Source organism: Nonomuraea sp. NPDC050786, assembly GCF_040654115.1.
Taxonomy (GTDB): Bacteria; Actinomycetota; Actinomycetes; order Streptosporangiales; family Streptosporangiaceae; genus Nonomuraea.
The window spans coordinates 144,345-168,274 of record NZ_JBFAHJ010000012.1; the positions used below are offsets into that span (position 1 = coordinate 144,345).

At 71.7% G+C, this 23,930-nt stretch carries 20 protein-coding genes; 14 read left to right on the plus strand and 6 right to left on the minus strand.

Going from position 1 to position 23,930, the window contains the following annotated elements; all coding sequences use genetic code 11:
• Nucleotides 1-403: 403 nt before the first annotated feature.
• Nucleotides 404-1,822: a GTPase HflX gene (hflX, locus tag AB0H84_RS23120; RefSeq protein WP_357607542.1), complete on the minus strand. Its 1,419-nt coding sequence runs from the start codon at nt 1,820-1,822 to the stop codon at nt 404-406.
• Between the two features lie 84 nt (nt 1,823-1,906).
• Complete coding sequence (locus AB0H84_RS23125; protein ID WP_357607545.1) at nt 1,907-2,596, minus strand: DUF4097 family beta strand repeat-containing protein; 690 nt, start codon at nt 2,594-2,596, stop codon at nt 1,907-1,909.
• A 153-nt stretch (nt 2,597-2,749) separates the two neighbouring features.
• Between AB0H84_RS23125 and aceB the strand changes: the two genes are divergently transcribed.
• The 8 genes from aceB to AB0H84_RS23165 are packed head-to-tail and all read left to right on the plus strand — an operon-like array spanning nt 2,750 to nt 11,852.
• Nucleotides 2,750-4,327, plus strand: coding sequence for a malate synthase A (gene aceB, locus AB0H84_RS23130; protein WP_357607548.1), 1,578 nt, complete (start codon nt 2,750-2,752; stop codon nt 4,325-4,327).
• A gap of 24 nt (nt 4,328-4,351) precedes the next feature.
• Complete coding sequence (locus tag AB0H84_RS23135) at nt 4,352-5,788, plus strand: FAD-linked oxidase C-terminal domain-containing protein (RefSeq protein ID WP_357607840.1); 1,437 nt, start codon at nt 4,352-4,354, stop codon at nt 5,786-5,788.
• The gene (locus AB0H84_RS23140; RefSeq protein WP_357607551.1) at nt 5,788-6,951 is read left to right on the plus strand and encodes an FAD-binding oxidoreductase; all 1,164 of its coding nucleotides are present in this window, start codon (nt 5,788-5,790) and stop codon (nt 6,949-6,951) included. The genes AB0H84_RS23135 and AB0H84_RS23140 overlap by 1 nt, the downstream gene beginning before the upstream one ends.
• A 2-nt stretch (nt 6,952-6,953) precedes the next feature.
• Nucleotides 6,954-8,156, plus strand: coding sequence for a heterodisulfide reductase-related iron-sulfur binding cluster (locus AB0H84_RS23145; RefSeq protein WP_357607554.1), 1,203 nt, complete (start codon nt 6,954-6,956; stop codon nt 8,154-8,156).
• Entirely contained in the window at nt 8,153-8,905 is a 753-nt protein-coding gene (locus AB0H84_RS23150; protein ID WP_357607557.1) for an IclR family transcriptional regulator, read from the plus strand. The genes AB0H84_RS23145 and AB0H84_RS23150 overlap by 4 nt, the downstream gene beginning before the upstream one ends.
• Nucleotides 8,906-8,924: 19 nt before the next feature.
• Nucleotides 8,925-9,665 carry an IclR family transcriptional regulator gene (locus tag AB0H84_RS23155; RefSeq protein WP_357607559.1) on the plus strand — a complete coding sequence of 247 codons (741 nt, stop codon included), beginning with the start codon at nt 8,925-8,927 and terminating at the stop codon, nt 9,663-9,665.
• Between the two features lie 3 nt (nt 9,666-9,668).
• Nucleotides 9,669-9,881 (plus strand): DUF2277 domain-containing protein, encoded by a 213-nt coding sequence (locus tag AB0H84_RS23160; RefSeq protein WP_357607562.1) that lies wholly within the window; start codon nt 9,669-9,671, stop codon nt 9,879-9,881.
• A 57-nt stretch (nt 9,882-9,938) separates the two neighbouring features.
• On the plus strand, nt 9,939-11,852 hold the full coding sequence (locus AB0H84_RS23165; RefSeq protein ID WP_357607565.1) for a hypothetical protein: 1,914 nt from the start codon (nt 9,939-9,941) through the stop codon (nt 11,850-11,852).
• Nucleotides 11,853-11,886: 34 nt separating this feature from the next.
• Here AB0H84_RS23165 and AB0H84_RS23170 read toward each other — a convergent pair whose 3' ends face one another.
• Nucleotides 11,887-12,375 (minus strand): DUF5946 family protein, encoded by a 489-nt coding sequence (locus AB0H84_RS23170; RefSeq protein ID WP_357607568.1) that lies wholly within the window; start codon nt 12,373-12,375, stop codon nt 11,887-11,889.
• Nucleotides 12,376-12,378: 3 nt separating this feature from the next.
• Complete coding sequence (locus AB0H84_RS23175) at nt 12,379-13,383, minus strand: helix-turn-helix domain-containing protein (protein WP_357607571.1); 1,005 nt, start codon at nt 13,381-13,383, stop codon at nt 12,379-12,381.
• A 108-nt stretch (nt 13,384-13,491) separates the two neighbouring features.
• Here AB0H84_RS23175 and AB0H84_RS23180 point away from each other — a divergent pair, with 108 nt between their 5' ends.
• The 5 genes from AB0H84_RS23180 (at nt 13,492) to AB0H84_RS23200 (ending at nt 21,151) form a co-directional block, all read left to right on the plus strand.
• Nucleotides 13,492-15,873 carry an FAD-dependent oxidoreductase gene (locus AB0H84_RS23180; RefSeq protein WP_357607574.1) on the plus strand — a complete coding sequence of 794 codons (2,382 nt, stop codon included), beginning with the start codon at nt 13,492-13,494 and terminating at the stop codon, nt 15,871-15,873.
• Nucleotides 15,870-17,072, plus strand: coding sequence for a sarcosine oxidase subunit beta family protein (locus AB0H84_RS23185; RefSeq protein ID WP_357607577.1), 1,203 nt, complete (start codon nt 15,870-15,872; stop codon nt 17,070-17,072). Before AB0H84_RS23180 ends, AB0H84_RS23185 begins: the two co-directional genes overlap by 4 nt.
• Nucleotides 17,072-17,314 carry a sarcosine oxidase subunit delta gene (locus AB0H84_RS23190; protein WP_357607580.1) on the plus strand — a complete coding sequence of 81 codons (243 nt, stop codon included), beginning with the start codon at nt 17,072-17,074 and terminating at the stop codon, nt 17,312-17,314. Before AB0H84_RS23185 ends, AB0H84_RS23190 begins: the two co-directional genes overlap by 1 nt.
• Nucleotides 17,311-20,415, plus strand: coding sequence for a 2Fe-2S iron-sulfur cluster-binding protein (locus AB0H84_RS23195; protein WP_357607583.1), 3,105 nt, complete (start codon nt 17,311-17,313; stop codon nt 20,413-20,415). Before AB0H84_RS23190 ends, AB0H84_RS23195 begins: the two co-directional genes overlap by 4 nt.
• Before the next feature lie 61 nt (nt 20,416-20,476).
• On the plus strand, nt 20,477-21,151 hold the full coding sequence (locus AB0H84_RS23200; RefSeq protein WP_357607586.1) for an HNH endonuclease family protein: 675 nt from the start codon (nt 20,477-20,479) through the stop codon (nt 21,149-21,151).
• A 6-nt stretch (nt 21,152-21,157) separates the two neighbouring features.
• Here AB0H84_RS23200 and AB0H84_RS23205 read toward each other — a convergent pair whose 3' ends face one another.
• Nucleotides 21,158-22,645 carry a PLP-dependent aminotransferase family protein gene (locus tag AB0H84_RS23205; protein ID WP_357607589.1) on the minus strand — a complete coding sequence of 496 codons (1,488 nt, stop codon included), beginning with the start codon at nt 22,643-22,645 and terminating at the stop codon, nt 21,158-21,160.
• A 95-nt stretch (nt 22,646-22,740) separates the two neighbouring features.
• Here AB0H84_RS23205 and AB0H84_RS23210 point away from each other — a divergent pair, with 95 nt between their 5' ends.
• A complete protein-coding gene (locus AB0H84_RS23210) occupies nt 22,741-23,367 on the plus strand; it encodes a hypothetical protein (protein ID WP_357607592.1) in 627 nt (208 codons plus the stop codon).
• A gap of 59 nt (nt 23,368-23,426) precedes the next feature.
• Here AB0H84_RS23210 and AB0H84_RS23215 read toward each other — a convergent pair whose 3' ends face one another.
• Nucleotides 23,427-23,924, minus strand: coding sequence for a PepSY domain-containing protein (locus AB0H84_RS23215; RefSeq protein WP_357607595.1), 498 nt, complete (start codon nt 23,922-23,924; stop codon nt 23,427-23,429).
• Between the last annotated feature and the right edge of the window lie 6 nt (nt 23,925-23,930).

Genomic DNA, 23,930 nt, shown 5'->3' on the forward strand with positions numbered 1-23,930 from the left:
TGTTGTGCGGTGACCGTATCGCCAGAGTCATGATCCAGCGATTTCAGTTCAGTTACGTTATTTCACAGCTGGGCTCGCTGTACAGGGTTATTCGGAAGAAAGCCCAATGATCCCTGCCGTCACCCAGCCCTACGTCGTCCCCACGGCCCCCGCTGACGACTTCGACACCTTGAGTCATCATCCGAAACCCAGAACCCGAAACCCAGAAACCCGATCACACCAGACCTACGATGGGCCTGGCCAATCTTAGCAACCCCTTGACTCGAGGACCACTGACGCTTTTGGGTAGGCATGCGTACTTTGTGGCGAGGATCTACCCCACCGAGGGCGACATCGCAACGGGCGACCCCACCGTACCGTGTCGATGGGGCCGCCCGGCCGCGATCCGTGACTTCCGAACGAGCTAGGAGACGCGCTCCACGGGCTTGCCCACCCGATCCAGCTCCTGCTGCAGGCCGGGCAGCACCCGGGCGTGCAGGATCGTGCCGTCCTCCACGTGCTCGACGGAGAGCACCTCGCCCTCCTGGTGCGCCCGGGAGATCAGATCCCCTCTGTCGTACGGCACCAGCAGGTGAACCTCGTGGTCCAGCCGAGGCAGCTCCCGCTCGATGACCGCCATCAGCTCGGGAATGCCGTGGCCCGTCCGCGCGGACACCACGACGCTGTCACGCTCGCGCCGCAGGATCCGGTCGATCACGTCCTGATCGGCCGCGTCGGCCTTGTTGATCACGACGATCTCGCGTACGTCGGAGGCGCCGTCGATGTCGGCCAGCACCTCGCGAACAGCGGCCAGCTGCCCCTCGGGATCGGGATGCGAGCCGTCCACCACGTGCAGGATCAGGTCGGCGTCGGCCACCTCCTCCAGCGTCGAGCGGAACGCCTCGACGAGCTGGTGCGGCAGGTGCCGGACGAAGCCCACGGTGTCGGCGATCGTGAAGAGCCGGCCTTCCGGCGTGCGCGCCCGGCGCACGGTCGGGTCGAGGGTGGCGAACAGCGCGTCCTCCACCAGCACGCCCGCTCCCGTGACGCGGTTGAGCAGCGAGGACTTGCCGGCGTTGGTGTAGCCGGCGATGGCCACGGCCGGGACCTCGCGCCGCTGGCGCCGGTGGCGCATGGTGTCGCGCGAGGTGGACATGCCGCTGATCTGCCGGCGCAGCTTGGCCATGCGCTCGCGGATGCGGCGGCGATCCAGCTCGATCTTGGTTTCACCGGGGCCGCGGCCGCCGATGCCGACGCCGCCCGCGGCGCGACCGCCGACCTGCCTGGACAGGTTGCCACCCCAGCCGCGCAGGCGGGGCAGCAGGTATTGCAGCTGTGCCAGCTCGACCTGGGCCTTGCCCTCGCGGCTCTTGGCGTGCTGGGCGAAGATGTCGAGGATCAGCGCGGTGCGGTCGATGACCTTGACCTTGACCGTGTCCTCGAGCTGGCGGAGCTGGCCGGGGGTCAGCTCGCCGTCGCAGATCACGGTGTCGGCGCCGGTCGACTCGACCACGTCGCGCAGCTCGAGTGCCTTGCCGGAGCCGATGTAGGTGGCCGGGTCGGGCTTCTGGCGGCGCTGGATGAGCCCCTCGAGCACTTCGGAACCGGCCGTCTCGGCCAGGAGCTTGAGCTCGAGCAGGGAGTTTTCCGCGTCCTCCACGGTGCCGGAGGTCCAGACGCCGACGAGGACGACCCGCTCCAGCCGCAGCTGACGGTACTCGACCTCGGAGACATCCTGGAGTTCGGTGGAGAGGCCCGCCACGCGGCGCAGCGCCTGGCGCTCCTCGAGGTCCATGTCGCCGTTCTCGAACTCATCGAGGTCGAGTGCGGAGTAATCGTGCATACGTGTCATCTCTATTAGGGAACGTCTGGACACCTCGGTGTCTTCCCACGATGGTGGCACGAGATCCGCGCCGCAATCATCCGGTTATCCAGCCGACACAGTGACGTCGCCGGAGCCCGAGGTCAGCGAGATCTTGTGCGGCGAGGCGCCGTCGTTCTTGACCGAGACCTTCGCGTCGCCGGACCCCACCTCGGTCTTCACGTCGTAGGAGCCGTCGGGCACGGTGAGCACGACGTCACCGGAGCCGCCCTTGAGCTCGGCGCTGTCGGGCGCGGCGGTGTACTTGAGCTCCATGTTCCCCGATCCCGCCTGGGCGACCAGCTGCTTGCCCGTCAGCCCCGTGGCGTCCAGGTCTCCGGAGCCGAGGTGTACGTCGAGCGGCCCGCTCAGGCTCCTGAGCGTGATGTTGCCCGAGCCCGCGTCCAGGTTCAACGCCAGGCCCTTGGGGACCTCCACCTTGTAGTTGACGCCGCAGGAGCCCCACGATCTCTGGCAGTCGTAGTACATCGACAGCGTGTCGCCATCCACCTTGTGCTCGGCCTGGGGCTTGTCATTGCTCCAGTAGAGCGTCTCGGTGACGTTGATCTGCGCCGTGTCCGACTCGCTGATCACCACGTCGCCGGCGCCGCTCCTCAGGTGGATCTTCTGCACCTTCTCCTTGACCTGGTAGGTGACGGTGTCCTGGTTCTTCGGCCCCGCGATGCCGTCGAGCCCGCATCCGGTCAGCAGCAGAGCGGAGGCCAGCAGCCCGCCCGCGATCGCGATCGTCTTCATGCCGTAATCCTGGCGGGGGACGCCCCGGCCGGCATCGGGGATACCCCCGACGGCTCCCCGAAGAGGCCCCCACTTTTGACCGGGGAGCAGCGGGCGGAGTACCTTCACTTCCACAATCCAGAATTCATTTTCCATGATACGGAAAGAGGTCCCATGGAGATCACCGGCCCGATGCTCGACCGGTTCGACGAGATCCTCACTCCGGAGGCGCTCGATTTCGTGGCGGCTCTCCAGCGGGAGTTCGGCGCCAGGCGACTGGAGCTGCTGGAGGCCCGTCAGGCGCGCCAGGCGGAGCTGTCGGCGGGCGGCATGCTCGACTTCCTGCCGGAGACCAAGCAGATCAGGGAGGCCGACTGGCAGGTCGCGCCCCCGGCGCCCGGCCTGGAGGACCGCCGGGTCGAGATCACCGGCCCGGTCGACAAGAAGATGACCATCAACGCGCTCAATTCCGGGGCCAAGGTCTGGCTGGCCGACTTCGAGGACGCCAACTCGCCGCTCTGGGAGAACTGCGTGGCCGGCCACCTCAACCTGCGCGACGCGCTCGACCGCACGATCGACTTCGAGACCGGCGGCAAGACGTACGCGCTCAGGCCCGACGCCGAGCTGGCCACGATCGTCGTGCGCCCGCGCGGCTGGCACCTGGACGAGAAGCACGCCCTGGTGGACGGGGAGCCGGTCTCCGCGTCGCTGTTCGACTTCGGCCTCTACTTCTTCCACTGCGCCCAGCGGCAGATCGACAAGGGCAAGGGCCCGTACTTCTACCTGCCGAAGATGGAGTCCCACCTGGAGGCGCGGCTCTGGAACGACGTGTTCACCAGGGCGCAGGAGCTGCTCGGCATCCCCTACGGCACGATCAGGGCGACCGTGCTCATCGAGACGTACCCGGCCGCCTTCGAGATGGAGGAGATCCTGTACGAGCTCCGCGACCACTCGGCGGGCCTCAACGCCGGCCGCTGGGACTACCTGTTCAGCGTGATCAAAAAGTTCCGCACCAGGGGCCGCGAGTTCCTGCTGCCCGAGCGGAACGCGGTCACGATGACCGCCCCGTTCATGCGCGCGTACACCGAGCTGCTGGTGCGCACGTGCCACAAGCGCGGCGCGCACGCCATCGGCGGCATGGCGGCGTTCATCCCCTCGCGGCGCGACCCCGAGGTGAACGCGGTGGCGCTGGAGAAGGTGCGGGCGGACAAGACGCGCGAGTCCGGCGACGGGTTCGACGGGTCATGGGTGGCGCACCCCGATCTGGTGCCGGTGTGCCGGGAGGTGTTCGACGGGGTGCTGGGGTCGCGGCCCAACCAGCTCGACCGGCTGCGCGAGGACGTCAACGTGACCGCCGCCGAGCTGCTGGCCGTCTCCGAGACGCCGGGCCGGATCACCGAGGCCGGCCTGCGCGGCAACGTGGACGTGGCGCTGCGCTACCTGGCCGCGTGGATGGGCGGTCTGGGCGCGGTGGCGATCCACAACCTCATGGAGGACGCCGCCACGGCGGAGATCTCGCGCTCGCAGATCTGGCAGTGGATCCACAACGACATCACGCTCGCCGACACGGGCGCGCAGGTGACGAAGGAGCTGGTCGAGCAGATCATCTCGGAGGAGCTGGCCGGCATCGCCGAGGAGCCCGGCTACGACGAGAAGCTGTACGGCCAGGCGACGGCCCTGTTCAAGCAGGTGGCGCTGGACGACGACTTCGCCGAATTCCTGACACTTCCGGCCTATGCTCAAATGCCGTAGAACAGAGGTAAGGGGGGATCGGTGCTGGAAACGTTGACGGCCGCCCTGCGCTCGCTGCTGCCCCACGACTCGGTGATCACCGACCCGGTACGCCTGCGCACGTACGAGTGCGACGGCCTCACCTACCACCGGGCGACCCCCGGCGTGGTCGTGCTGCCCGACACGGCCGAGCAGGTCGCCCGGGTGGTCCGCGTGTGCAACGACTTCGGCGTGCCGTTCGTGGCCAGGGGCTCGGGCACCGGCCTGTCGGGAGGCGCGCTCCCCCGCGAGGACGGCGTGCTCATCGTCACCTCCAAGATGCGCCGGATCCTGGAGATCGACCTGGACAACCGCAGGGCGGTCGTCGAGCCCGGCGTCACCAACCTGGCAATCACCGAGGCCGTGCGCGACCGGGGCTACTACTACGCGCCCGACCCCTCCAGCCAGCAGGTCTGCTCCATCGGCGGCAACGTCGCCGAGAACTCCGGCGGCGCCCACTGCCTCAAGTACGGCTTCACGGTCAACCACGTCGAGGCCTGCGAGATCGTCACGCCCGACGGCGACCTCGTCACGCTCGACCGCATGGACCCCGGCTACGACCTGCTGGGCGCGTTCATCGGCTCGGAGGGCACGCTGGGCATCGCCACCAAGATCACAGTACGCCTGAGCCGCGCGCCCGAGACCGTCACCACGGTGCTGGCGGCGTTCGAGAGCATCGAGCAGGGCGGCCTGGCGGTCTCGGCGATCATCGGGGCGGGCATCGTGCCCGCCGCCATCGAGATGATGGACGCGCTCGCCATCGAGGCGGCCGAGGCGGCGGTGGCCTGCCGCTACCCGGAGGGCGCGGGCGCCGTGCTCATCGTGGAGCTGGACGGGCCGCAGGCCGAGGTGGAGCGGCAGTTCACGCAGCTCACGGAGATCTGCTCGGGCGCGTTCGAGCTGCGGGTGGCGGCCGACGCGGCCGAGCGGGCGGCGATCTGGAAGGGCCGCAAGTCGGCGTTCGCCGCCGTCGGGCGCATCAGCCCGGCCTACATCGTGCAGGACGGGGTGGTGCCGCGCACGTCCCTGCCCGGCGTGCTGGCCGCCATCGACCGGCTCTCCCAGGAGCACGGCATCAGGGTGGCGAACGTGTTCCACGCCGGAGACGGCAACCTGCACCCGCTCGTGCTGTTCGACGACGCGGAGCCGGGGGCCGGCGAACGGGCCGAGGTGGTCTCCGGGGCGATCCTCGACCTGTGCGTCGAGCACGGCGGGTCGATCACGGGCGAGCACGGGGTCGGGGTGGACAAGGCGCGGTACATGCCGAAGATGTTCAGCGCGGACGACCTGGACACCATGCAGCTGGTCCGATGCGCGTTCGACCCACGCGGCCTGTCCAACCCGGGCAAGGTGTTCCCCACGCCCCGCCTGTGCGGCGAGGTCCCGGGCGTGCGCAAGGGCGTGCACCCGCTGGTGGAGTCGGGGAGGGCGGAGCAATTTTGATGGGGGTGACCGTCAGGCAGGCGGACGCGGACGACGCCGTCAACGGCGTGCTGCCCCGCTGGGTCGCGCTGCCCGAGACCGTCGAGGAGGTCTCGGCCGTGCTGCGGGCCTGCGCCGAGCAGGACCTCGCGGTGGTGCCGGCGGGCGGCGGCACGAAGCTGCACTGGGGGCCGCCGCCCGAGCGGTGCGACGTCCTGCTCGACATGTGCTGCATGAACGCCGTGCTCGAGCACGCCGCAGGCGACCTCGTGGTGCGCGCGCAGGCCGGGGTGACCATGGACGCCCTGGCCGCAACCCTCGCGGACCAGGGCCAGGAGCTGGCGCTCGACCCGCCGTTCACGGAGTACACCACGGTCGGCGGCACGCTCGCCACCGCGACGGCCGGTCCGCGCGCCTTCCGCTACGGCACCGCCCGGGACCTGCTCATCGGCATCACGGTCGTGCTGCCCGACGGGACGATCGCGAAGTCGGGCGGCAAAGTGGTCAAGAACGTCGCGGGCTACGACCTCGGCAAGCTCTTCACCGGCTCACAGGGCACGCTCGGCGTGATCGCGGAGGCCACGTTCCGGCTGCACCCGCTGGCCGCCGAGCGCCGCTGGCTGGTCGCGGAGACCGAGGTCTCCGACGACGTGCTGCTGCGCCTGGCCGCCTCCCAGGCCGAGCCGTCCGCCGTCGAGATCGACTGCCCCGACGGCAAGAACGCGACGGTCGCGGTGCTGGTGGAGGGGTCGGCGGCCGAGTCGCGGGCGCTGGCGCTGCGCGAGGTGCTCGGGGACGGCACGGTCACGGCCGAGGCGCCGGAGTGGTGGGGGCTGATCCTCAACGACGACGTGCTGCTGGAGGCGCGCTTCCCGCCCGCCCGCGCGGTGGAGGCGCTGGCCGCGGCCGGCGAAGCCGGCCTCTCGTTCCGCGGCTCGGCCGCGGCGGGACGGGCGTACCTGGAGGGCCGGGGCGACGTCCCGGAGGACGAGCTGGCGGCGGCGGTCGCCCGGCTGCGCGCGCGGCTCGAGGCGCTGGGCGGGCGCGTGAACGTGCTGGCCACACCGTACGCGGGCGTCGACAGGTGGGGGCAGGTGAGCGCGCTGCCGTTGATGCGGCGGGTCAAGGAACGGTTCGATCCCGGGCGCAGGATGTCTCCCGGCCGGTTCGTGGGAGGCATGTGAATATGGACCCCGAGCTGATCAACGACTGCGTGCACTGCGGGTTCTGCCTGCCCACGTGCCCCACGTACGTGCTGTGGGGCGAGGAGATGGACTCGCCGCGCGGGCGGATCCACCTGATGAAGCAGCACGTCGAGGGCACGCCGATCACCCCCGAGATGGCCGGGCACTTCGACGCCTGCCTGGGGTGCATGGCGTGCGTCACGGCCTGCCCGTCCGGCGTCCGGTACGACCGCCTGATCGAGCAGACCAGGGCGGAGGTGGAGCGGCGGCACGTGCGCGATCCGCGGGAGCGGGCGGTGCGCGGGATCGTGTTCAGCCTGTTCCCCTACCCGCGCCGGCTGCGGCTGCTGCGCCCCACGATGTGGCTGGCGGAGCGCCTGGCGCCGTTCCTCGCCAGGGCCGACGCGAGCCTCGGCGCCATGGCCGCGCTCGCCCCGCGCGTGGAGCGCCGGCGGCGGCTGCCGCGCCTGGTCAGGGCCAGAGGGCAGCGCAGGGCCGTGGTGGGCATGCTGACCGGCTGCGTGCAGGGGGAGTTCTTCCCGCAGGTGAACGCGGCCACCGCACGAGTGCTCTCGCTGGAGGGCTGCGACGTGGTCATCCCCCGCGGCCAGGGCTGCTGCGGGGCGCTCAGCGTGCACTCGGGCCGCGACGACCAGGCCCGGCGGCTGGCACGCAGGACGGTCAGGACGTTCGAGAAGGCCGGTGTGGACACCGTCGTGGTGAACGCGGCCGGCTGCGGCTCGTCGATGAAGGAGTACGGCGAGCTGCTCGGGCGCGAGCCCGGCTTCAGGGTGGTCGATCTGTCGGAGTACCTCGCCGAGCTGGGGCCCGTGGCCAAGCGGCACCCGCTGCCGCTCACCGTCGCCTACCACGACGCCTGCCATCTGGCCCACGCCCAAGGGGTACGCGCCCAGCCGCGCGAGCTGCTGAGCGGCATCCCCGAGCTGGAGATCCGCGAGATCCCCGAGTCGGCCGTCTGCTGCGGCTCGGCGGGCACGTACAACATCTTCCAGCCGGAGGCCGCCCGCGACCTCGGCGACAGGAAGGCCGCGGCGGTGGCCACGACCGGCGCCGAGCTGCTGGTCTCGGCCAACCCGGGCTGCACCATGCAGATCGCCTCGGCCATGCGGCGCGCGGGCGCGCGGATCAGGGTGGCCCACACGGCCGAAGTGCTGGACGCCTCTCTCCGCGGAGTCTCCCTATGAGTGTGCAGTCGGTCGAGCGGGCGCTGGACGTGCTGGAGGCGCTGGCCGAGCACGGGGGCGAGGCGGGTCTGTCGGAGATCGCCGCCAGGACCGGGCTGCCGTACGGGACCATCCACCGGCTGCTGCGGACCCTGCTCGCCCGCGGCTACGTACGCCAGGAGTCCGACAAGAGGTACGCCCTGGGCGGCGGCCTCGTGCGCCTGGGCGGCATCGCCGAGAGCATGGTCGGCGTGTGGGCGCAGCCGTACCTGACGAAGATGGTCGAGCTGTCGGGCGAGACCGCGAACCTGGCCGTGCTCGAAGGCGACTTCGTCGTCTACGTCGCGCAGGTGCCCTCGCCGCGCAGGCTGCGCATGTTCGCCGAGGTGGGCCGGCGGGTGCTGCCGCACAGCACGGCCGTGGGCAAGGTGCTGCTGGCCGGACGGCCCCCTGCCGAGGCGGTCGCCGTCTTCGAGCGCACCGGCATGCCGCGCCGCACCCCGAACACGATCACCGACCTGACCGCCATGCTGGCCGAGCTCGATCGCGTCAGAGCCCGGGGGCACGCCATGGACCTGGGCGAGGAGGAGCTGGGCGTGCACTGCCTGGCCGTGCCCGTGTGGGACGGCGACCGGGTGGTGGCGGCGATGTCGGTCTCCGGGCCCGCCGAGCGCATCGACGCCCTCGACCGCGACGACCTGGCCGGGGGCATGCGGAAGATCGCCCTCGACTTCGGCACCCAGCTCAGCCCGGTGGCCGGCGCAGGCTGACGAAGTATTCTGTTGCGCTATGAGCAACAGCACGTCGGTGCAGTCGGTCGATCGTGCCATCGCGATCCTGGAGATCCTCGCCCGGGACGGCGCCACCCGGGTCACGGATCTCGCGGCGGAGCTCGCCGTGCACAAGTCCACGGCGTTCCGGCTGCTGGCGGCGCTCGAGCACGGCGGGCTGGTCGAGCAGAGCGGCGACCGGGGGCGCTACCGGCTGGGGTTCGGCGTCGTCCGGCTGGCCGGCGCGGCCACGGCCCAGCTCGACCTGTCGCGCGAGAGCAGGCCCGTCTGCCTGCGCCTGGCCGAGGAGGTCGGCGAGACGGTCAACATCGCCGTGCCACAGGACGGCGACGCGGTCAACATCAGCCAGGTGCGCGGCCCCGCGGCGATCAGCGGCCACAACTGGGTCGGCCAGCGCACCCCCTCCCACGCCACCTCCAGCGGGAAGGTGCTGCTGGCCTTCGGCGCCCTGCGGCTCCCCGCCGAGCTGGCGCGGTACACCCCACGGACGATCACCTCGCCCGGCGCGCTGGGCCTCGAGGAGATCAGGCAGCGCGGCTGGGCCGCCACCGTGGAGGAGCTCGAGGTCGGCCTGAACGCGGTCGCCGCGCCGATCAGGGGCAGCGACGGCTCGGTCGTGGCCGCGGTCAGCGCCTCGGGCCCGTCCTACCGGCTGACGCCGGACCGGCTGCCCGAGGTGGGCGTGCTGCTGGCCGAGGCGGCGCGGGAGATAAGCCAGCGGATCGGCTATTACCGTTAGGGCATGTGCAGAAGCATCAAGACCCTCCGCCCCCCGTACACCGAGAGCGTGACCGAGGAGGACGTGCGGGCGGCGGCCCTGCAGTACGTCAGGAAGATCTCCGGCTTCCGCGCGCCCGCCGCGCACAACGCCGAGGCGTTCGACCGGGCCGTCGAGGCGATCACCAAGGCGTCTGAGGAGCTGCTGGCGGCGCTCCAAGTTCGCGGATCGCGTTGACAGGCACCCGCTGCGGGAGAAGTGTTCCCTCGTGTAGGCCCAAGCGAGGGAGCTCCCATGATCAGCGGGCTTTACCAGGGGCAGGACGGCGACTCGCAGCTGGCGCTCCGCGTCGATGTCGACGGGGTCAGGCCCACCGGCCGGGTCAGCGGTGACCTCTTCACCGTGGCGGGCTCGACGACCTCCTACGTCGGCTCTTTCGTGGTCGACGCCCCCACCGTGCACGCCGCGGGTGACGAGGCGCGGGTCCAGGGCCGCGGGGCCTTCACGTTCGAGACCCCGGTGAAGGACGTGAGCGTCACGATCGCCGACGGGGCGGGGACGGTCGCGGTCGCGGGGCGCACGTACCAGGTGGGGTTCGCGTCGCCGTTCTTCCGCAGCGTGCTGCTGGAGCAGGACTCGGTGATCGGGACCGTGCCGTTCGTGTCGTACCGCACCGGCACGCTGCCCGGGCCGATCGGCTCGCCGGCGAGGGAGCTGAGCGTCAGCGCCGCGTACGCGGAGGCGGGCATCGAGCTGACCCTGGCGCGGCCGGGCGTCATCCCGGTGGACGGGTCCGGCGCGGACCTCGCGTGGGACGACGCCGAGCTGCACCACGCGATGACGCAGCAGTTCAGCGGGTTCGGGGAGGCGCCGGCCTGGCGGGTGTGGCTGCTGGTGGCGAGCAAGCACGTGGGCGGCTTCCGGGGGATCATGTTCGACTACAACGACGCGCACCAGCGGCAGGGCTCCGCGGTGTTCTACGACGTGATCAAGGGGACGACGCCGCAGGCGCAGCGGGCGCAGTTACGTACGTACGTGCACGAGCTCGGGCACGCCTTCAACCTGCTGCACTCCTGGCAGAAGAACCTCGGCACCCCGCCCCAGCCGCTGGGCCCGCAGGGCGGCTTCGGCGATCTGTCGTGGATGAACTATGTGCAGAACTACCTCCCCGGTGGGGAGCAGGGCTACTGGGCCGCCTTCCCCTTCCAGTTCACGGACGCGGAGCTGGTCCACCTCCGCCACGGCTTCTACCGCGACGTCGCGATGGGCGCGAACGCGTTCGGCACCGGGGCCGCCGAGATCGTGCCGTTCGAGCAGCCGGTCGAGGACCGCTCCGGGCTGCGGCTGGAGCTGCGCGCCAAGGAGTCGTTCGAGCTGGGTGAGCCCGTCGTGGTCGAGCTCAAGCTCTCCTGCGCGGGCGAGCCCCGCACCACGCACGGCCACCTGCACCCCGACACCGAGTTCACCCAGGTGTCGATCACGCAGCCGGGCGGCAGGACCGTGCTGTACCGGCCGATGATGCGGCACTGCGTGGACTCCTCGCCGGAGATCCGGCTGGACGAGGGCAATCCGGCCATGTATCGCAGCGCGTACATCGGCCACGGCCGCGACGGCCACTACTTCCAGCAGCCCGGTGAGTACCACGTCCGGGCCCAGTACATCGCCGCCGACGGCTCGCGCATCGTCTCCCCCGCCTGCCTGGTCCGGGTGCGCTTCCCGGTCGGCCGCGACGACCACCAGGTGGCCGAGCTGATGCTGGGCGAGGAGCAGGGAAAGCTGTTCTCGCTGCTCGGCTCCGACTCCCCCACGCTGCGCTCGGGCAACCTGGCGCTGGACGAGGTCATCGACCGGTACGGCACCCACCCGCTGGCCGTCTACGCCCGCATGGTCAAGGGCCTGAACGCCGAGCGCGAGTTCAAGGCGCTGACGGCGGGCAAGCGGCTGCGCATCCGGCCGCCGGACCCGAAGGAGGGCATCGAGCACCTCAGCCAGGTCGCCAGGGACGCGAGCATCGACAACATCACCCTGAACATGGTGATGCGCCGCCTGGCCAGGGCCGAGGCGCGGCAGGGCGACCTCCAGCGGGCGGACGCGGTGCTGGACCAGATGGTCGCCACGTTCCAGGCCAAGGAGGTGAACCCCATCGTCATGGGGCAGATCCGGCGCCAGGCCGAGCTGACGAAGGCCGCGCTCGCCGCCGAAGCGTGATTCCCGGGCCCGTGCCGGGCTCGGGGACCGCGCATCAGCCCTGGACGGATCTCCAGGACTCCACTGTCGCGCCGGCGATGAGGTCGATATGGCGGCCGTACGCCGCATGGCCGTCAGCGACGAAGCTGCCGTCCTTGTACGGCAGCTCGCAGAACGTGGCGCGGAAGCGCCTGGGAGGTCCGCCCTGCGGGAGCGGCGCGTAGGCCGCGAGGGGTGCCAGGTCGTAGCCCGACCGCGCCCTGTGGTTGTTCCGTGCCACCTGATGAGCCGCTACGCGAAGCATCGCGTCAAGGCCCTGGTCCACGTAGAGCTGCAGCTGGCGGAACTGGCCGTCGAGGTACCTCTCATGGGCCTGGGAAGGATGCTGCAGGAGATACGCGCAGACCACGGGCGCGTGCCACCTGTACATCCGCGGGTCGGCCTGCTCTTCGGCCAGGATCGCGTGGTAGTAGTCCACGCACAGGCCGAGCGGGCCGGCGATCGCACCGCAGTCGCACTGACCGGGTGTGGCGCTGTCTGTCATGGTTCACTCCAGAAGGTGCTGTTGGGCGGCGAGGAAGCCGGCGTGGAAGCGGGTCCTGGCGCCGAGGCGTTCGGACAGCACCTGCACGCGCCGCTGGACCGTGCGCGGCGAAAGCCCCAGCTGCCGGGCGATGGCGTCGTCCTTCATGCCGGCCGCCAGCAGCGCCAGCACCTCCGCGTCCGGGGTCTGCGGCCACGTCTCCGGCTCCAGCGTGTCCCCGGCGGTCAGGTGGAGCGGCACGGCGGCCCGCCACAGCGTCTCGAAGAGCCCGACCAGGGCGTCCAGCAGCGCGGACGGGTGCACCACCAGCGCGCTCTCCACGGCCCGGTCCTCGTCGGAGACCAGGGGCAGGATGGCGGTGCGGGCGTCGGCGATGGCCAGCTTGACCGGCACCTGCCCGAGCCTGGCCTGCTCGCCGTCGGCGATGGCGCGGCGCGTGTGGGCCAGCATGCCTGGGTGCTCGAACGCCTGCGGGCCGTAGATCCCGCGCGTGGGCGCCCCCTTGCGGGCCGCGCGCTGCCGGTTCTCCCGGTCGTCGCTGATGTCCACGGCGTACGGGGGATGCACCAGGACGAGCATCTCCCGCGTGGCGTTCCGTTCCATCTGGAGATAGCGGCGGGCCACCGCGTCGCGCCCGCTCACCACCTCGAGCACCTCCTCCGGGTGCGGCCCGTTGCGCTCGGCGACCTCGGTGGCCAGCAGCGCGGCGGCGGCCCGGCTGTGGGTGATCTCCTCCTGGCGGCGGGCGACGAGGATGTCGATGGCGATGTTCGGGGGCGTGGCGATCAGCCGTAGCGGGCGGCCCGCCACGCGGGAGATCAGGCCGAGGTCCTCCAGCCGGGGCAGCATGCGCCGGATGGCGGCGGCCGACGAGCCGGTCTCGGCGGCGAGCTCGCTCAGCGTGGCCGGGCCGTGCCGGAGCAGCGCGCGATAGGCGCTCTCCTCGGTCACGGAGACGCCGAGCCCCTCCAGTAAGCGCCGCTGCGCCATCTCGCCTCTCTCTGACATGCCATGATCCGCGTTCAGAGTACTCATGCTTGTTCGAGGATGTGTGGGGCTTTATGGTCGTTGCGTAGTCCGGTGCCTGTTGCGCATTATGGAACAACCGGAGGCGTCATGAGTCGGCCCCGTCTGGTGATCGTGGGAGCGGGGATCGTGGGCTGCGCCCTCGCCGACGAGCTCACCGAACGGGGGTGGACCGACGTCACGGTGGTCGACCGGGGTCCGCTCTTCGCCGCGGGCGGGTCCAGCTCGCACGCCCCCGGCCTGGTCTTCCAGACGAACCCGTCGAAGACGATGACCGAGTTCGCCGCCTACACCGTGCGCAAGTACGGCGCGCTCGGGGAGTCGTGCTTCCGGCAGGTCGGCGGGCTGGAGGTGGCCACCACCCCCGAACGCTGGACCGACCTGCACCGCAAGCTCGGCTGGGCCGAGTCGTGGGGCCTCGAGGGCCACCTGATCGACGCCGGGCAGTGCGCCGAGCTCTGGCCGCTGCTGGACAAGGCGAAGGTGCTCGGCGGCTACCACGTGCCCGGCGACGGGCTGGCCGCGGCGGTCGCGTGCGGCGCGGCGCAGGCGGCGCGGGCCACGGAGCGCGGGGCGCGGTTCCTGGCGCGGCACACGGTGGTGGGCATCGAGCAGAAGGGCGGACGGGTCACCGGCGTCACGGTCGCGGCCTCGGGCGAGCGCCGGACGATCCCCGCCGACGTGGTCGTGTGCGCCGCGGGCTTCTGGGGGCCTTCGGTCGGGAGGATGGCCGGGCTGACCGTGCCCCTGCTGCCGCTGGCCCACCAGTACGCCAGGTCAGGCCCCCTCGCCCTGGGCAGACCCGGTCCCATCCTCCGCCACCAGGACCGTGACCTCTACTTCCGCCAGTACGACGACCGCATCGGCATCGGCTCGTACGCGCACCGCCCCATGCCGGTGGCCCAGGACGAGATCGGCACCGGAGCCACCGCCATGCCGTCGGTGCAGGCGTTCACCGAGGAGGACTTCGACCCGGCCTGGCGGGACGCGGTCGAGCTGATGCCCGCGCTCGCCGCGTCCACGTACGAGGACGGCATCAACGGGATCTTCTCCTTCACGCCCGACGGGTTCCCGCTGATCGGCGAGTCACCGCACCTCGACGGGTTCTGGCTGGCGGAGGCCGTCTGGGTGACGCACTCGGCCGGGGTCGCCAGGGCGCTGGCCGAGGTGCTGGTGGACGGGCGGTCGGCGGTCGATCTGCATGAGTGCGAGCTCGGCCGGTTCGAGCAGGCGCAGCTCTCGCCCGCCTTCGTCGAGGAGCGCGGCAGGCAGAACTTCGTCGAGGTCTACGACATCATCCACCCGCTCCAGCCGATGGAGTCGCCGCGGCCCCTGCGTACCAGCCCGTTCCACCCGAGACAGCGGGAGCTGGGCGCCTTCTTCCTGGAGTCGGCGGGGTGGGAGCGGCCCCAATGGTTCGAGTCGAACGCGCCGCTGCTGGATGCGGCGGCCGAGACCGGCCCGCGCGACGCATGGGCCGCCCGCTACTGGTCGCCGATCGCCGCCGCCGAGTCGTACGCGACCAGGGAGCGGGTGGCGCTCTACGACATGACCCCGCTCAAGCGGATCGAGGTGCGCGGCCCGGGCGCGGCGGCGTTCCTGCAGCGCATGACCACGAACAACGTGGACAGGAAGCCGGGCTCGGTCACGTACACGCTGCTGCTCGACGCCAAGGGCGGCATCCGCTCCGACCTCACGGTGGCGCGGCTGGAGGAGGACCTGTTCCAGGTCGGCGCGAACGGCAACCTCGACCTCGACTGGCTGACCAGGCACGCGCCCGGCGGGGTGCGGGTGCGCGACCTGACGCCGGGCACCTGCTGCGTGGGCGTGTGGGGGCCGCGGGCCAGGGAGCTGGTGCAGCCGCTCACCGACATGGACCTGTCGCACGAGGGTTTCCGCTACTTCGGCTGCAAGAGCGGGTATGTCGGGCATGTGCCGGTGCTGGCGATGCGGGTCTCGTACGTGGGCGAGCTGGGCTGGGAGCTCTACACCACGGCCGACATGGGGCTCAAGCTCTGGGACACGCTCTGGTCGCGTGGCATGGCCGTCGCGGGCGGCCGGGCCGCGTTCAACAGCCTCCGGCTGGAGAAGGGGTACCGGCTCTGGGGCGTGGACATGACGACCGAGCACAACCCGTACGAGGCCGGGCTGGGCTTCGCGGTCAGGGCGGACAAGGACTTCATCGGCCGCGACGCCCTGTCAGGCGAGGTCACGCGCAGGCTGGTGCCGCTGCTCAGCGCCGAGGTGGTCATGGGCAAGGAGCCGGTACGGCACGCGGGGCGCACGGTCGGGTACGTCACGAGCGCCGCGTACGGGCACACGATCGAGCGGCCCATCGCGTACACCTGGCTCCCGAGCGAGCTCGCCGAGCCCGGGACACATGTCGAAATTTCCTACTTCGGCCGCCGCGTCCCCGCGGAAGTCGCCGCAGAGCCGCTGTTCGACCCCGGGATGGAGAAGATCAGGCGTTGACCCACCCCGACTTCCTCTGGCGCAACCCCGACCCCAGGCCGTCCTACGACGTGGTCATCGTGGGCGGCGGCGGGCACGGGCTGGCCACCGCCTACTACCTGGCCAGGAACCACGGCCTCACGAACGTCGCCGTCCTGGAGCGGGGCTGGCTCGCAGGCGGCAACATGGCGCGCAACACCACGATCATCCGCTCCAACTACCTGTGGGACGAGAGCGCCGCGATCTACGAGCACTCGCTGAAGCTCTGGGAGGGGCTGAGCGCGGAGCTCGACTACGACCTGCAGTTCAGCCAGCGCGGCGTGCTCAACCTGGCGCACAACCTGGGCGACGTGCGCGAGGGCAGGCGCCGGGTGAACGCGAACCGGCTCAACGGCGTGGACGCCGAATGGCTCGGCCCCGACGAGGTCAGGAAGTTCTGCCCGATCATCAACGTCTCCGACCGGGCCCGCTACCCGGTCCTGGGTGCCACCCTGCAGCGTCGCGGCGGCATCGCCAAGCACGACCACGTGGCGTGGGCGCTGGCCCGCAGGGCGGACGCGTACGGGATCGACCTGATCCAGGGGTGCGAGGTCACCGGCTTCGAGATCGCGGGCAACCGGGTGACGGCCGTCGAGACCTCGCGCGGGCGCATCGCGGCCGGGAAGGTCGCGCTCGCGGCGGCCGGGCACACGTCGGTCCTCGCCGAACAGGCCGGGATCCGGCTGCCGCTGCAGTCGCACCCGCTCCAGGCGCTGGTGTCGGAGCTGCTGGAGCCGGTGCTCGACTGCGTGGTCATGTCCAACGCCGTCCACGTGTACGTCAGCCAGGCCCACAAGGGCGAGCTGGTCATGGGGGCGGGCATCGACGCGTACAACTCCTACGGGCAGCGCGGCGGCGTACACGTCATCGAGGCGCAGATGGCGGCGGCGCTGGAGCTGTTCCCGATCTTCAGCCGCGTGCGCGTGCTGCGCACCTGGGCCGGGATCGTGGACGTCTCGCCCGACGCGTCGCCCATCATCGGGCCGACGCCTGTCGACGGTCTCTACATCAACGCGGGCTGGGGCACGGGCGGCTTCAAGGCGACCCCGGGCTCCGGCTGGGTGTACGCCCACACGATCGCCGAGGGCCGGCCGCACCCGCTGGCGGAGCCGTTCGGGCTGGACAGGTTCGTCACGGGAGCGCTCATCGACGAGCACGGCGCGGCGGCGGTGGCGCACTGATGCTGCTGATCGACTGCCCCCACTGCGGGCCCCGCGACGAGACCGAGTTCCGCTACGGCGGCCAGGCCGGGATCGCCTGCCCCGCGCCGGACGTGGCGGACGAGGAGTGGGCCGCGTACGTGTTCATGCGCGACAACCCCAAGGGCTGGTTCCGCGAGCGCTGGTTCCACGTGCACGGGTGCCGGACCTGGTTCGACGTCGAGCGGCACACGGTCACCCACGAGATCAGGCAGGTGAAATGAGGTTCACCTTCGACGGCCGCCCGCTGCGGGGCGAGCCGGGTGACACGCTGGCCGCCGCGCTGCTGCGCAACGGGGTGCGGGTGGTCGGCCGCAGCGTGGAGCTGGGACGGCCGCGCGGGGTCTTCACCGCCGGTCCCGAGGAGCCGAACGCGCTGGTTCGCGTGGGCGCCGACCCCATGCTCGCGGCCACCACCGTGGAGCTGTACGACGGGCTGGAGGCGTGGAGCCTGCGCGGCAAGGGACGCGTAAACCTCGACGCGGTGGACGACCGGCGCTGCGACAAGGGGTACCTGCACTGCGACGTGCTGGTGGTCGGCGGCGGCCCCGCCGGCCTGGCCGCCACGGTGGCGGCGGGACGCTCGGGGGCGCGCGTGATCCTCGTGGACGACCAGCCGGCGCTGGGCGGCGACCTGCTGAACAGCCGCCTGCTGCTCGACGGCGCTCCCGCCCTGGAGTGGGTGGCCGGGCTGTCGCTGCCCGCCCGGGTGCTCACCAGGACGACCGCCGTCGGCTACTACGACCACAACTACGTGGTGGCGGTGGAGCGGCGGGCGCGCGGCGAGCGGCTGTGGCACATCAGGGCACGCAGGGTGGTGCTGGCCACGGGGGCGCACGAGCGCTCGCTCGCCTTCCCTGGCAACGACCGGCCCGGCGTGATGCTGGCCTCGGCGGCCCGCGCCTACGCCAACCGGTACGGGGTGGCGGCCGGGCGGCGGGCGGTGGTGTTCGCCTGCGCGGACTCCGGCTACGAGGCGGCGCGGGATCTGGCGGCGGCCGGGGTGGAGGTCCTCGCGGTCGTCGATCCCCGTCCCCAGGCTCTGGTGTCCGGCGCGCTCGCCGGTCAGGTGGTGACCGGCACGACCGGCGACGCGGACGGCGTGCTGGACGGCGTGTGGGTGGGGGAACGGCACTTCCCGGCCGACCTGCTGGCCGTGGCGGGTGGCTGGAACCCGGCCGTGCATCTGTTCAGCCAGTCGCAGGGGCGGGTGCGGTTCGACGAGGGCCTGCAGGCGTTCGTGCCGGGCGCGTCCGTGCAGGCGGAGCGCTCGGCCGGGGCGTGCAGGGGCGTCTACGGCATCCGGGAGGCCGTCGCCGACGGCTACGCGGCCGGTGCGGAGGCCGCCGGGCACCAGAGCCTGTGGACGGAGGCAGGGCTGCGGGTGCCCGAGTGCGACGAGATCCCCTCGCGGCCGCCCGCAGCCCTGTGGTGGGTCGAGGGGACCGCGCCGGAGGAGTCCTTCGTGGACCTGCAGCGGGACGTGACCGTGGCCGACCTCGCCCGGGCCGCCGGGACCGGGATGCGCTCGGTGGAGCACGTCAAGCGCTACACCACCGCGGGCACCGGCGCCGAGCAGGGCAAGACCTCGGGCGCGGTGGTCGTGGGGGTCATGTCCGCGCTCCTCGGCGCCGGGCCGGGCCAGGTGGGCACCACCACGTTCCGTCCCCCGTACACGCCGGTGTCCTTCGCCACCCTGGCGGGCCGCGACCGCGGCGCGCTGTCCGACCCCGTCAGGACCACCGCCATGCACGACGCGCACGTCGCCCGGGGAGCGGTGTTCGAGGACGTCGGCCAGTGGAAACGTCCCCGGTACTTCCCCCAGGACGGCGAGTCCATGGAGGCCGCCGTGCGGCGCGAGTGCCACGCGGCCCGCACCGCCGTGGCCGCCATGGACGCCTCCACCCTCGGCAAGATCGACGTCCGGGGCGCGGACGCGGGGGCGTTCCTCGACCGGATCTACACGAACATGTACTCCACGCTCGCCGTCGGCGCCTGCCGGTACGGGCTGATGTGCACGGCGGACGGGATGGTGTTCGACGACGGCACCACGACCAGGCTGGGCGAGGAGCACTTCCTGACGACCACGACCACGGGCAACGCCGCCGCGGTGCTCGACTGGCTGGAGGAGTGGCGGCAGACGGAGTGGCCGGAGCTGGACGTGTCGTTCACGTCGGTTACCGACCACTGGGCGACGGTCGCGGTCGTGGGGCCGCGCGCCCGGGAGATCATCGCGGTCGTCGCGCCGGGGGCGCTGGACCTGGCGTTCATGCGGTACGCGGGCACCCCCGTGCTGGGCGTCGAGGGGCGGGTGTTCAGGATCAGCTTCTCCGGCGAGCTGGCGTACGAGGTCAACGTGCCCTGGCGGTACGGCAGGGCGCTGTGGGAGGCGGTGCTGGAGCTCGGGGCGGTGCCGTACGGGACGGAGACCATGCACGTGCTGCGGGCCGAGAAGGGGTTCGCGATCGTCGGCCAGGAGACCGACGGGACCGTCACCCCTCAGGACCTGGGCATGGCGTGGATCGTCTCCACCCGCAAGCCGGACTCCGTGGGCAGACGCTCCCACTCCCGCCCGGACACCGCCAGGCAGGGCCGCAAGCGCCTGATCGGCCTGCTGCCCGACGACCCGGCGGCCGTCGTGGAGGAGGGCGCCCAGCTGGTCAGGGAACCCGGCTCCGGCATGGTCGGCCACGTGACCTCCAGCTACGCCAGTGCCGCGCTTGGCCGTACGTTCGGCCTGGCCATGGCGGGGAACGTCGAGGCCGGCGATCGGCTCACGGCGGTGGCCGGGGAGGTCGCGCACGGCGTGACCGTCGTCGAGCCCGTCTTCTACGACCCCGGCAACGCCCGCCGCGACGGCGACCCGCTGACCGGCCGGCCGGACCCGTACCGGGGCGAGTGCCGCTCGGAGAGCCCCGCCGCCGCCTTCGCCGGCCGCTTCGAGGCGGCGGGCACCCCGTCCGTACGGCTGCGCGAGATCCCGTACGAGCCCATGTGGGAGGTGCGGGGCGCGGACCCTGGCACGGGCCTGCGCCTCGGCCCGTCCTGGTGGCTCGTGTCCGGAGACGTCACGCCACGGCCCGGCTGGGTGGACGTGTCGGGCCAGCGCACGATCCTCGAGCTGTCCGGGCCGGACGCGACCGAGGTCCTGATCACCGGCTGCCCCATAGACCTCGACGCCCTTCCCGGCCACGCCCAGACCCTCCTGGGCAGGACGTCGGTCATCCTCGAGCGGCGGGAACCCGACGTCTACCGCGTCTACGTCAGATCATCGTTCACCAGATACCTGGCAGAGTGGCTGCTGGACGCCCTGGATGCGTTGTAGGGCCGTTTATGGGCACTTGACCTAGACTTTACGAAACTTCGGAACAAGTCTGGGAGACGGCGTGCGGCGGCGGGTTCAGGCGTTCATGGCCGGTGTGGCCACGGTGGCGGTGCTGGCGGGCTGCGGCGGCCTGGATGCGCGGTCCACCTCCGAGAAGGACTCCAAGGCGGACTCGGCCTCCGTCTCGGACGCCCGCAAGAAACTGGCCAAGCTGTCGGTCAAGGGGCGCGCGCCGAAGACGGGGTTCGACCGCGACAAGTTCGGCCCCGCCTGGTCGGACGTGGACCACAACGGCTGCGACACCCGTAACGACATACTCAAGCGCGACCTGGTGGACGAGAAGTTCAAGTCCGGCACGCACGACTGCATCGTGCTGAGCGGCACGCTGCACGACCCGTACAGCGGCAAGACGATCAACTTCAAGCGCGGCCAGGACACCAGCACGGACGTGCAGATCGACCACCTGGTGCCGCTGTCGGACGCCTGGCAGAAGGGCGCGCAGCAGTGGTCGGCGGACAAGCGCAAGCAGTTCGCCAACGACCCGCTGAACCTCATGGCCGTGGACGGCCCGCTGAACGGCCAGAAGAGCGACTCCGACGCGGCCACCTGGCTGCCGCCGCGCAAGGCGTACCGGTGCACCTACATCGCCCGTCAGATCGACGTGAAGGCGAAGTACGACGTCTGGGTGACCTCGGCGGAGAAGGACGCCATGGAGACCGTGCTCAAGGACTGTTGATCTCGGTCAGGCGATCCAGTGCGGTCGCCTGGTGGCGGACGGCGCCGGGAGGCCGTCGGCGAGCGCGGCGGCGATGCGGCGCACCGCCTCGCGCAGCGTGTCGGAGGGCATGGTGTAGGGCATGCGGAGACGCTGCTCGAACAGGCCCGGATCGGTGGCGAAGTAGGCGCCGCCCTCGACGCGTACGCCGTAGTCCAGTGCGCGCTCGGCCAGTGTCGAGGCGACCGGCTCGCCCAGGTCGACCCATAGGGAGACGCCGCCGAGGGGCGGCTGCCAGGTCCACTGCGGGATGTGCTCGGCCAGGGCGTCGGCCAGGGCCGCACGCTGCTCGCGCAGCTGTTCCAGGCGGGGTGGCAGCAGGTCCGCGGCCCGATCCAGGAGGGCGATGGCGAGGAGCTGGTCCACGACCGAGCCACCCAGGTCGGTGACGATCCGCTGACCGGCGAGTTCGGTCACCAGCCGCGAGGAGGCGCGCAGCCAGCCGATGCGCAGGCCGCCCCAGTGGGTCTTGCTCATCGAGCCGACGGTGATGACCTGGCCGTTCGCACCGGGCGCGGCGTGCGAGGCGAAGGGCGGCGGGGCGGGGACGTCGAGGGCGAGCTCCGCCAGCGTCTCGTCGATGACCAGCCAGGTGCCCGAGCGCTGGGCGGCGCGCAGGACGCGGGCGCGCTCTTGGGCGGGCATGAGAAGCCCCGTCGGGTTGTGGAAGTCGGGGATCAGGTAGGCCAGCTGGGGCACCGTCTGGCGGAGGGTGGACTCGATGATCTCGATGTCCCAGCCGCTCTCGGTCACCGGGACGGACACGGTGCGCAGCCGGGCGCGGCGCATGGCCTCCAGCGCGTTCGGGTAGGACGGGTTCTCGACCATGACGCGGTCGCCGCGCTGGGCCAGAAGCCCCAGGACCAGGGTGAGGGCGTGCTGGGCGCCGGCGGTCACCAGGATCTGTTCGGGCACGGTGGCCAGTCCCCGCCGGGTGAATCGCTCGGCGACGGCGGCGCGCAGCTCCGGAAGGCCGTAGGGGTGGTAGCCGGGAGTGTGCGTGTACTGCGCCAGTTGAGGGGCGATCTGGCGCAGCGCGTCGCCGAGCGTCCGCTCCGGTAGCCCGGGGGCGGCCCTGGCCAGGTCGATCGCGGTGTCCGGGGGCGTGAGTGCCCGGGTGACGCCGCGCGGGGTGGCCCCTTCGGGCAGGGCCGTCCAGGTGCCGGAGCCCTGGCGGCTCTGCGCGTAGCCGCTCTCGCGCAGCAGGTCATAGGCGGCGGTGACAGTGGGCCTGCTGGTGTTGAGCGCGGCGGCCAGTTCGCGCTCGGCGGGGAGTCTGACGTGCAACGCGATCCGCCCGTCCAGGATCAGCGCGCTCACCGCCTGGGCCAGGTGGCGGTAGGCGGGTCTCGTGCCCGCCAGGTCGGGCAGCATCGCGGCGAGTTGGCGTCCCCCGAGCGTCCGCTCGGCGCGGCCCACCCTGTCCACCGGCCGGAACGGAACCGAGGCGACCATGCCACTCTCCCCAGATTGGCCATGCTGTTGCAGCCAATCAATGTACAGACTCGCGCCAGTGGCATTGACGCACGAGCACGCTGGAGGCGACAGGCATGGAGAAGACGATCACCTACGTTCCCCTGGGTGAGCGTCCGCTGAGACGCCTTCTCCAGTTGTTCATCGGCCTCGCGCTGTACGGATTGAGCCTTTCCGCGATGGTCCGGGCTGCTCTGGGGGTCACCCCCTGGAGCGTGCTGTACGAGGGGCTGGAGCGCCACACGCCCCTGAGTTTCGGCATGATCAGCGCCGTCGTAGGGGTTCTCGTGCTCCTCCTGTGGATTCCCCTCAGGCAGCGGCCGACCTTCGGCACCGTCGCCAACATCATCGTCCTGGCGTGCTCGTCGGATCTCGGCCTCTGGCTCATCCCCCAGCACCTCGGGCTCCCGGCGCGGGCCGGCCTGCTGGCCGCAGGCGTCCTCCTCAACGGACTGTCCATCGCCGTCTACGTCGGCGCGCGCTGTGGCCCCGGCCCCCGGGACGGGCTGATGACCGGCACGGCCGCCAGAACCGGCCACTCCATCCGGCGCGTCCGCACCCTGATCGAGATCACCGTGCTCGCCGCGGGCTGGTTGCTCGGGGGAAGCGTGGGCGCCGGCACCGTGCTGTACGCACTCGCGGTCGGTCCGATCACCCAGCACTTCATGCCGTGGTTCGCCTACCGCGGCGCCGGCGAGGCCTGAACACGGCGACGGCCCACCGCTGCCTGCGGTGGGCCGGTCGGCGAGGGACGGCGACGCGATCAGTCGTCGTCGTGGCTCTGGTCATCGTGACCCTGGTCGTCGTGACCCTGGCCGTCCTGGCCCTGGTCGTCGTCCCGCCCGCCGTCGTCGTCCCGCCCGCCGTCGTCGTCCCGCCCGCCGTCGTCGTCCCGCCCGCCGTGGTCGTCCTGGCCGGTCTCGTGCTTGGTGACCTTGCCGGTGGCCGCGTCCACGTCCACCTCGTGCCGCTGCGCGTCCTTCGCCAGCTGGATCTCCCACACGCCGGGCCGCGTGCCTTCGCGGTCGTAGTCGACCTCGCTGATCCAGGCGCCGGGCACCGCGTCGTGCGCGATCTGGATGGCCTGCTCCGCGGTGACCTTCGGCGCGGCGTCCGTAGGGGCGGCGTCCGTGGGGGCGGCGCTGGGCGTGGCGGCGGGAGTGGGCGTGGAGGCGGCAGTGGCGGCGAAGGCGGCGCCCCCGCCCGCGACCAGCGCGACGATCCCGGCCCCCGCAACGATGAACTTCTTCGTGATCTGCATGACTTC

Bases quoted from the DNA above. Each gene is read 5' to 3' on its own strand.
- hflX (WP_357607542.1), bottom strand. From the start codon at position 1,822: ATGCACGATTACTCCGCACTCGACCTCGATGAGTTCGAGAACGGCGAC.
- AB0H84_RS23125 (WP_357607545.1), bottom strand. From the start codon at position 2,596: ATGAAGACGATCGCGATCGCGGGCGGGCTGCTGGCCTCCGCTCTGCTG.
- aceB (WP_357607548.1), top strand. From the start codon at position 2,750: ATGGAGATCACCGGCCCGATGCTCGACCGGTTCGACGAGATCCTCACT.
- AB0H84_RS23140 (WP_357607551.1), top strand. From the start codon at position 5,788: ATGGGGGTGACCGTCAGGCAGGCGGACGCGGACGACGCCGTCAACGGC.
- AB0H84_RS23145 (WP_357607554.1), top strand. From the start codon at position 6,954: ATGGACCCCGAGCTGATCAACGACTGCGTGCACTGCGGGTTCTGCCTG.
- AB0H84_RS23150 (WP_357607557.1), top strand. From the start codon at position 8,153: ATGAGTGTGCAGTCGGTCGAGCGGGCGCTGGACGTGCTGGAGGCGCTG.
- AB0H84_RS23155 (WP_357607559.1), top strand. From the start codon at position 8,925: ATGAGCAACAGCACGTCGGTGCAGTCGGTCGATCGTGCCATCGCGATC.
- AB0H84_RS23160 (WP_357607562.1), top strand. From the start codon at position 9,669: ATGTGCAGAAGCATCAAGACCCTCCGCCCCCCGTACACCGAGAGCGTG.
- AB0H84_RS23165 (WP_357607565.1), top strand. From the start codon at position 9,939: ATGATCAGCGGGCTTTACCAGGGGCAGGACGGCGACTCGCAGCTGGCG.
- AB0H84_RS23170 (WP_357607568.1), bottom strand. From the start codon at position 12,375: ATGACAGACAGCGCCACACCCGGTCAGTGCGACTGCGGTGCGATCGCC.
- AB0H84_RS23175 (WP_357607571.1), bottom strand. From the start codon at position 13,383: ATGTCAGAGAGAGGCGAGATGGCGCAGCGGCGCTTACTGGAGGGGCTC.
- AB0H84_RS23180 (WP_357607574.1), top strand. From the start codon at position 13,492: ATGAGTCGGCCCCGTCTGGTGATCGTGGGAGCGGGGATCGTGGGCTGC.
- AB0H84_RS23190 (WP_357607580.1), top strand. From the start codon at position 17,072: ATGCTGCTGATCGACTGCCCCCACTGCGGGCCCCGCGACGAGACCGAG.
- AB0H84_RS23195 (WP_357607583.1), top strand. From the start codon at position 17,311: ATGAGGTTCACCTTCGACGGCCGCCCGCTGCGGGGCGAGCCGGGTGAC.
- AB0H84_RS23205 (WP_357607589.1), bottom strand. From the start codon at position 22,645: ATGGTCGCCTCGGTTCCGTTCCGGCCGGTGGACAGGGTGGGCCGCGCC.
- AB0H84_RS23210 (WP_357607592.1), top strand. From the start codon at position 22,741: ATGGAGAAGACGATCACCTACGTTCCCCTGGGTGAGCGTCCGCTGAGA.
- AB0H84_RS23215 (WP_357607595.1), bottom strand. From the start codon at position 23,924: ATGCAGATCACGAAGAAGTTCATCGTTGCGGGGGCCGGGATCGTCGCG.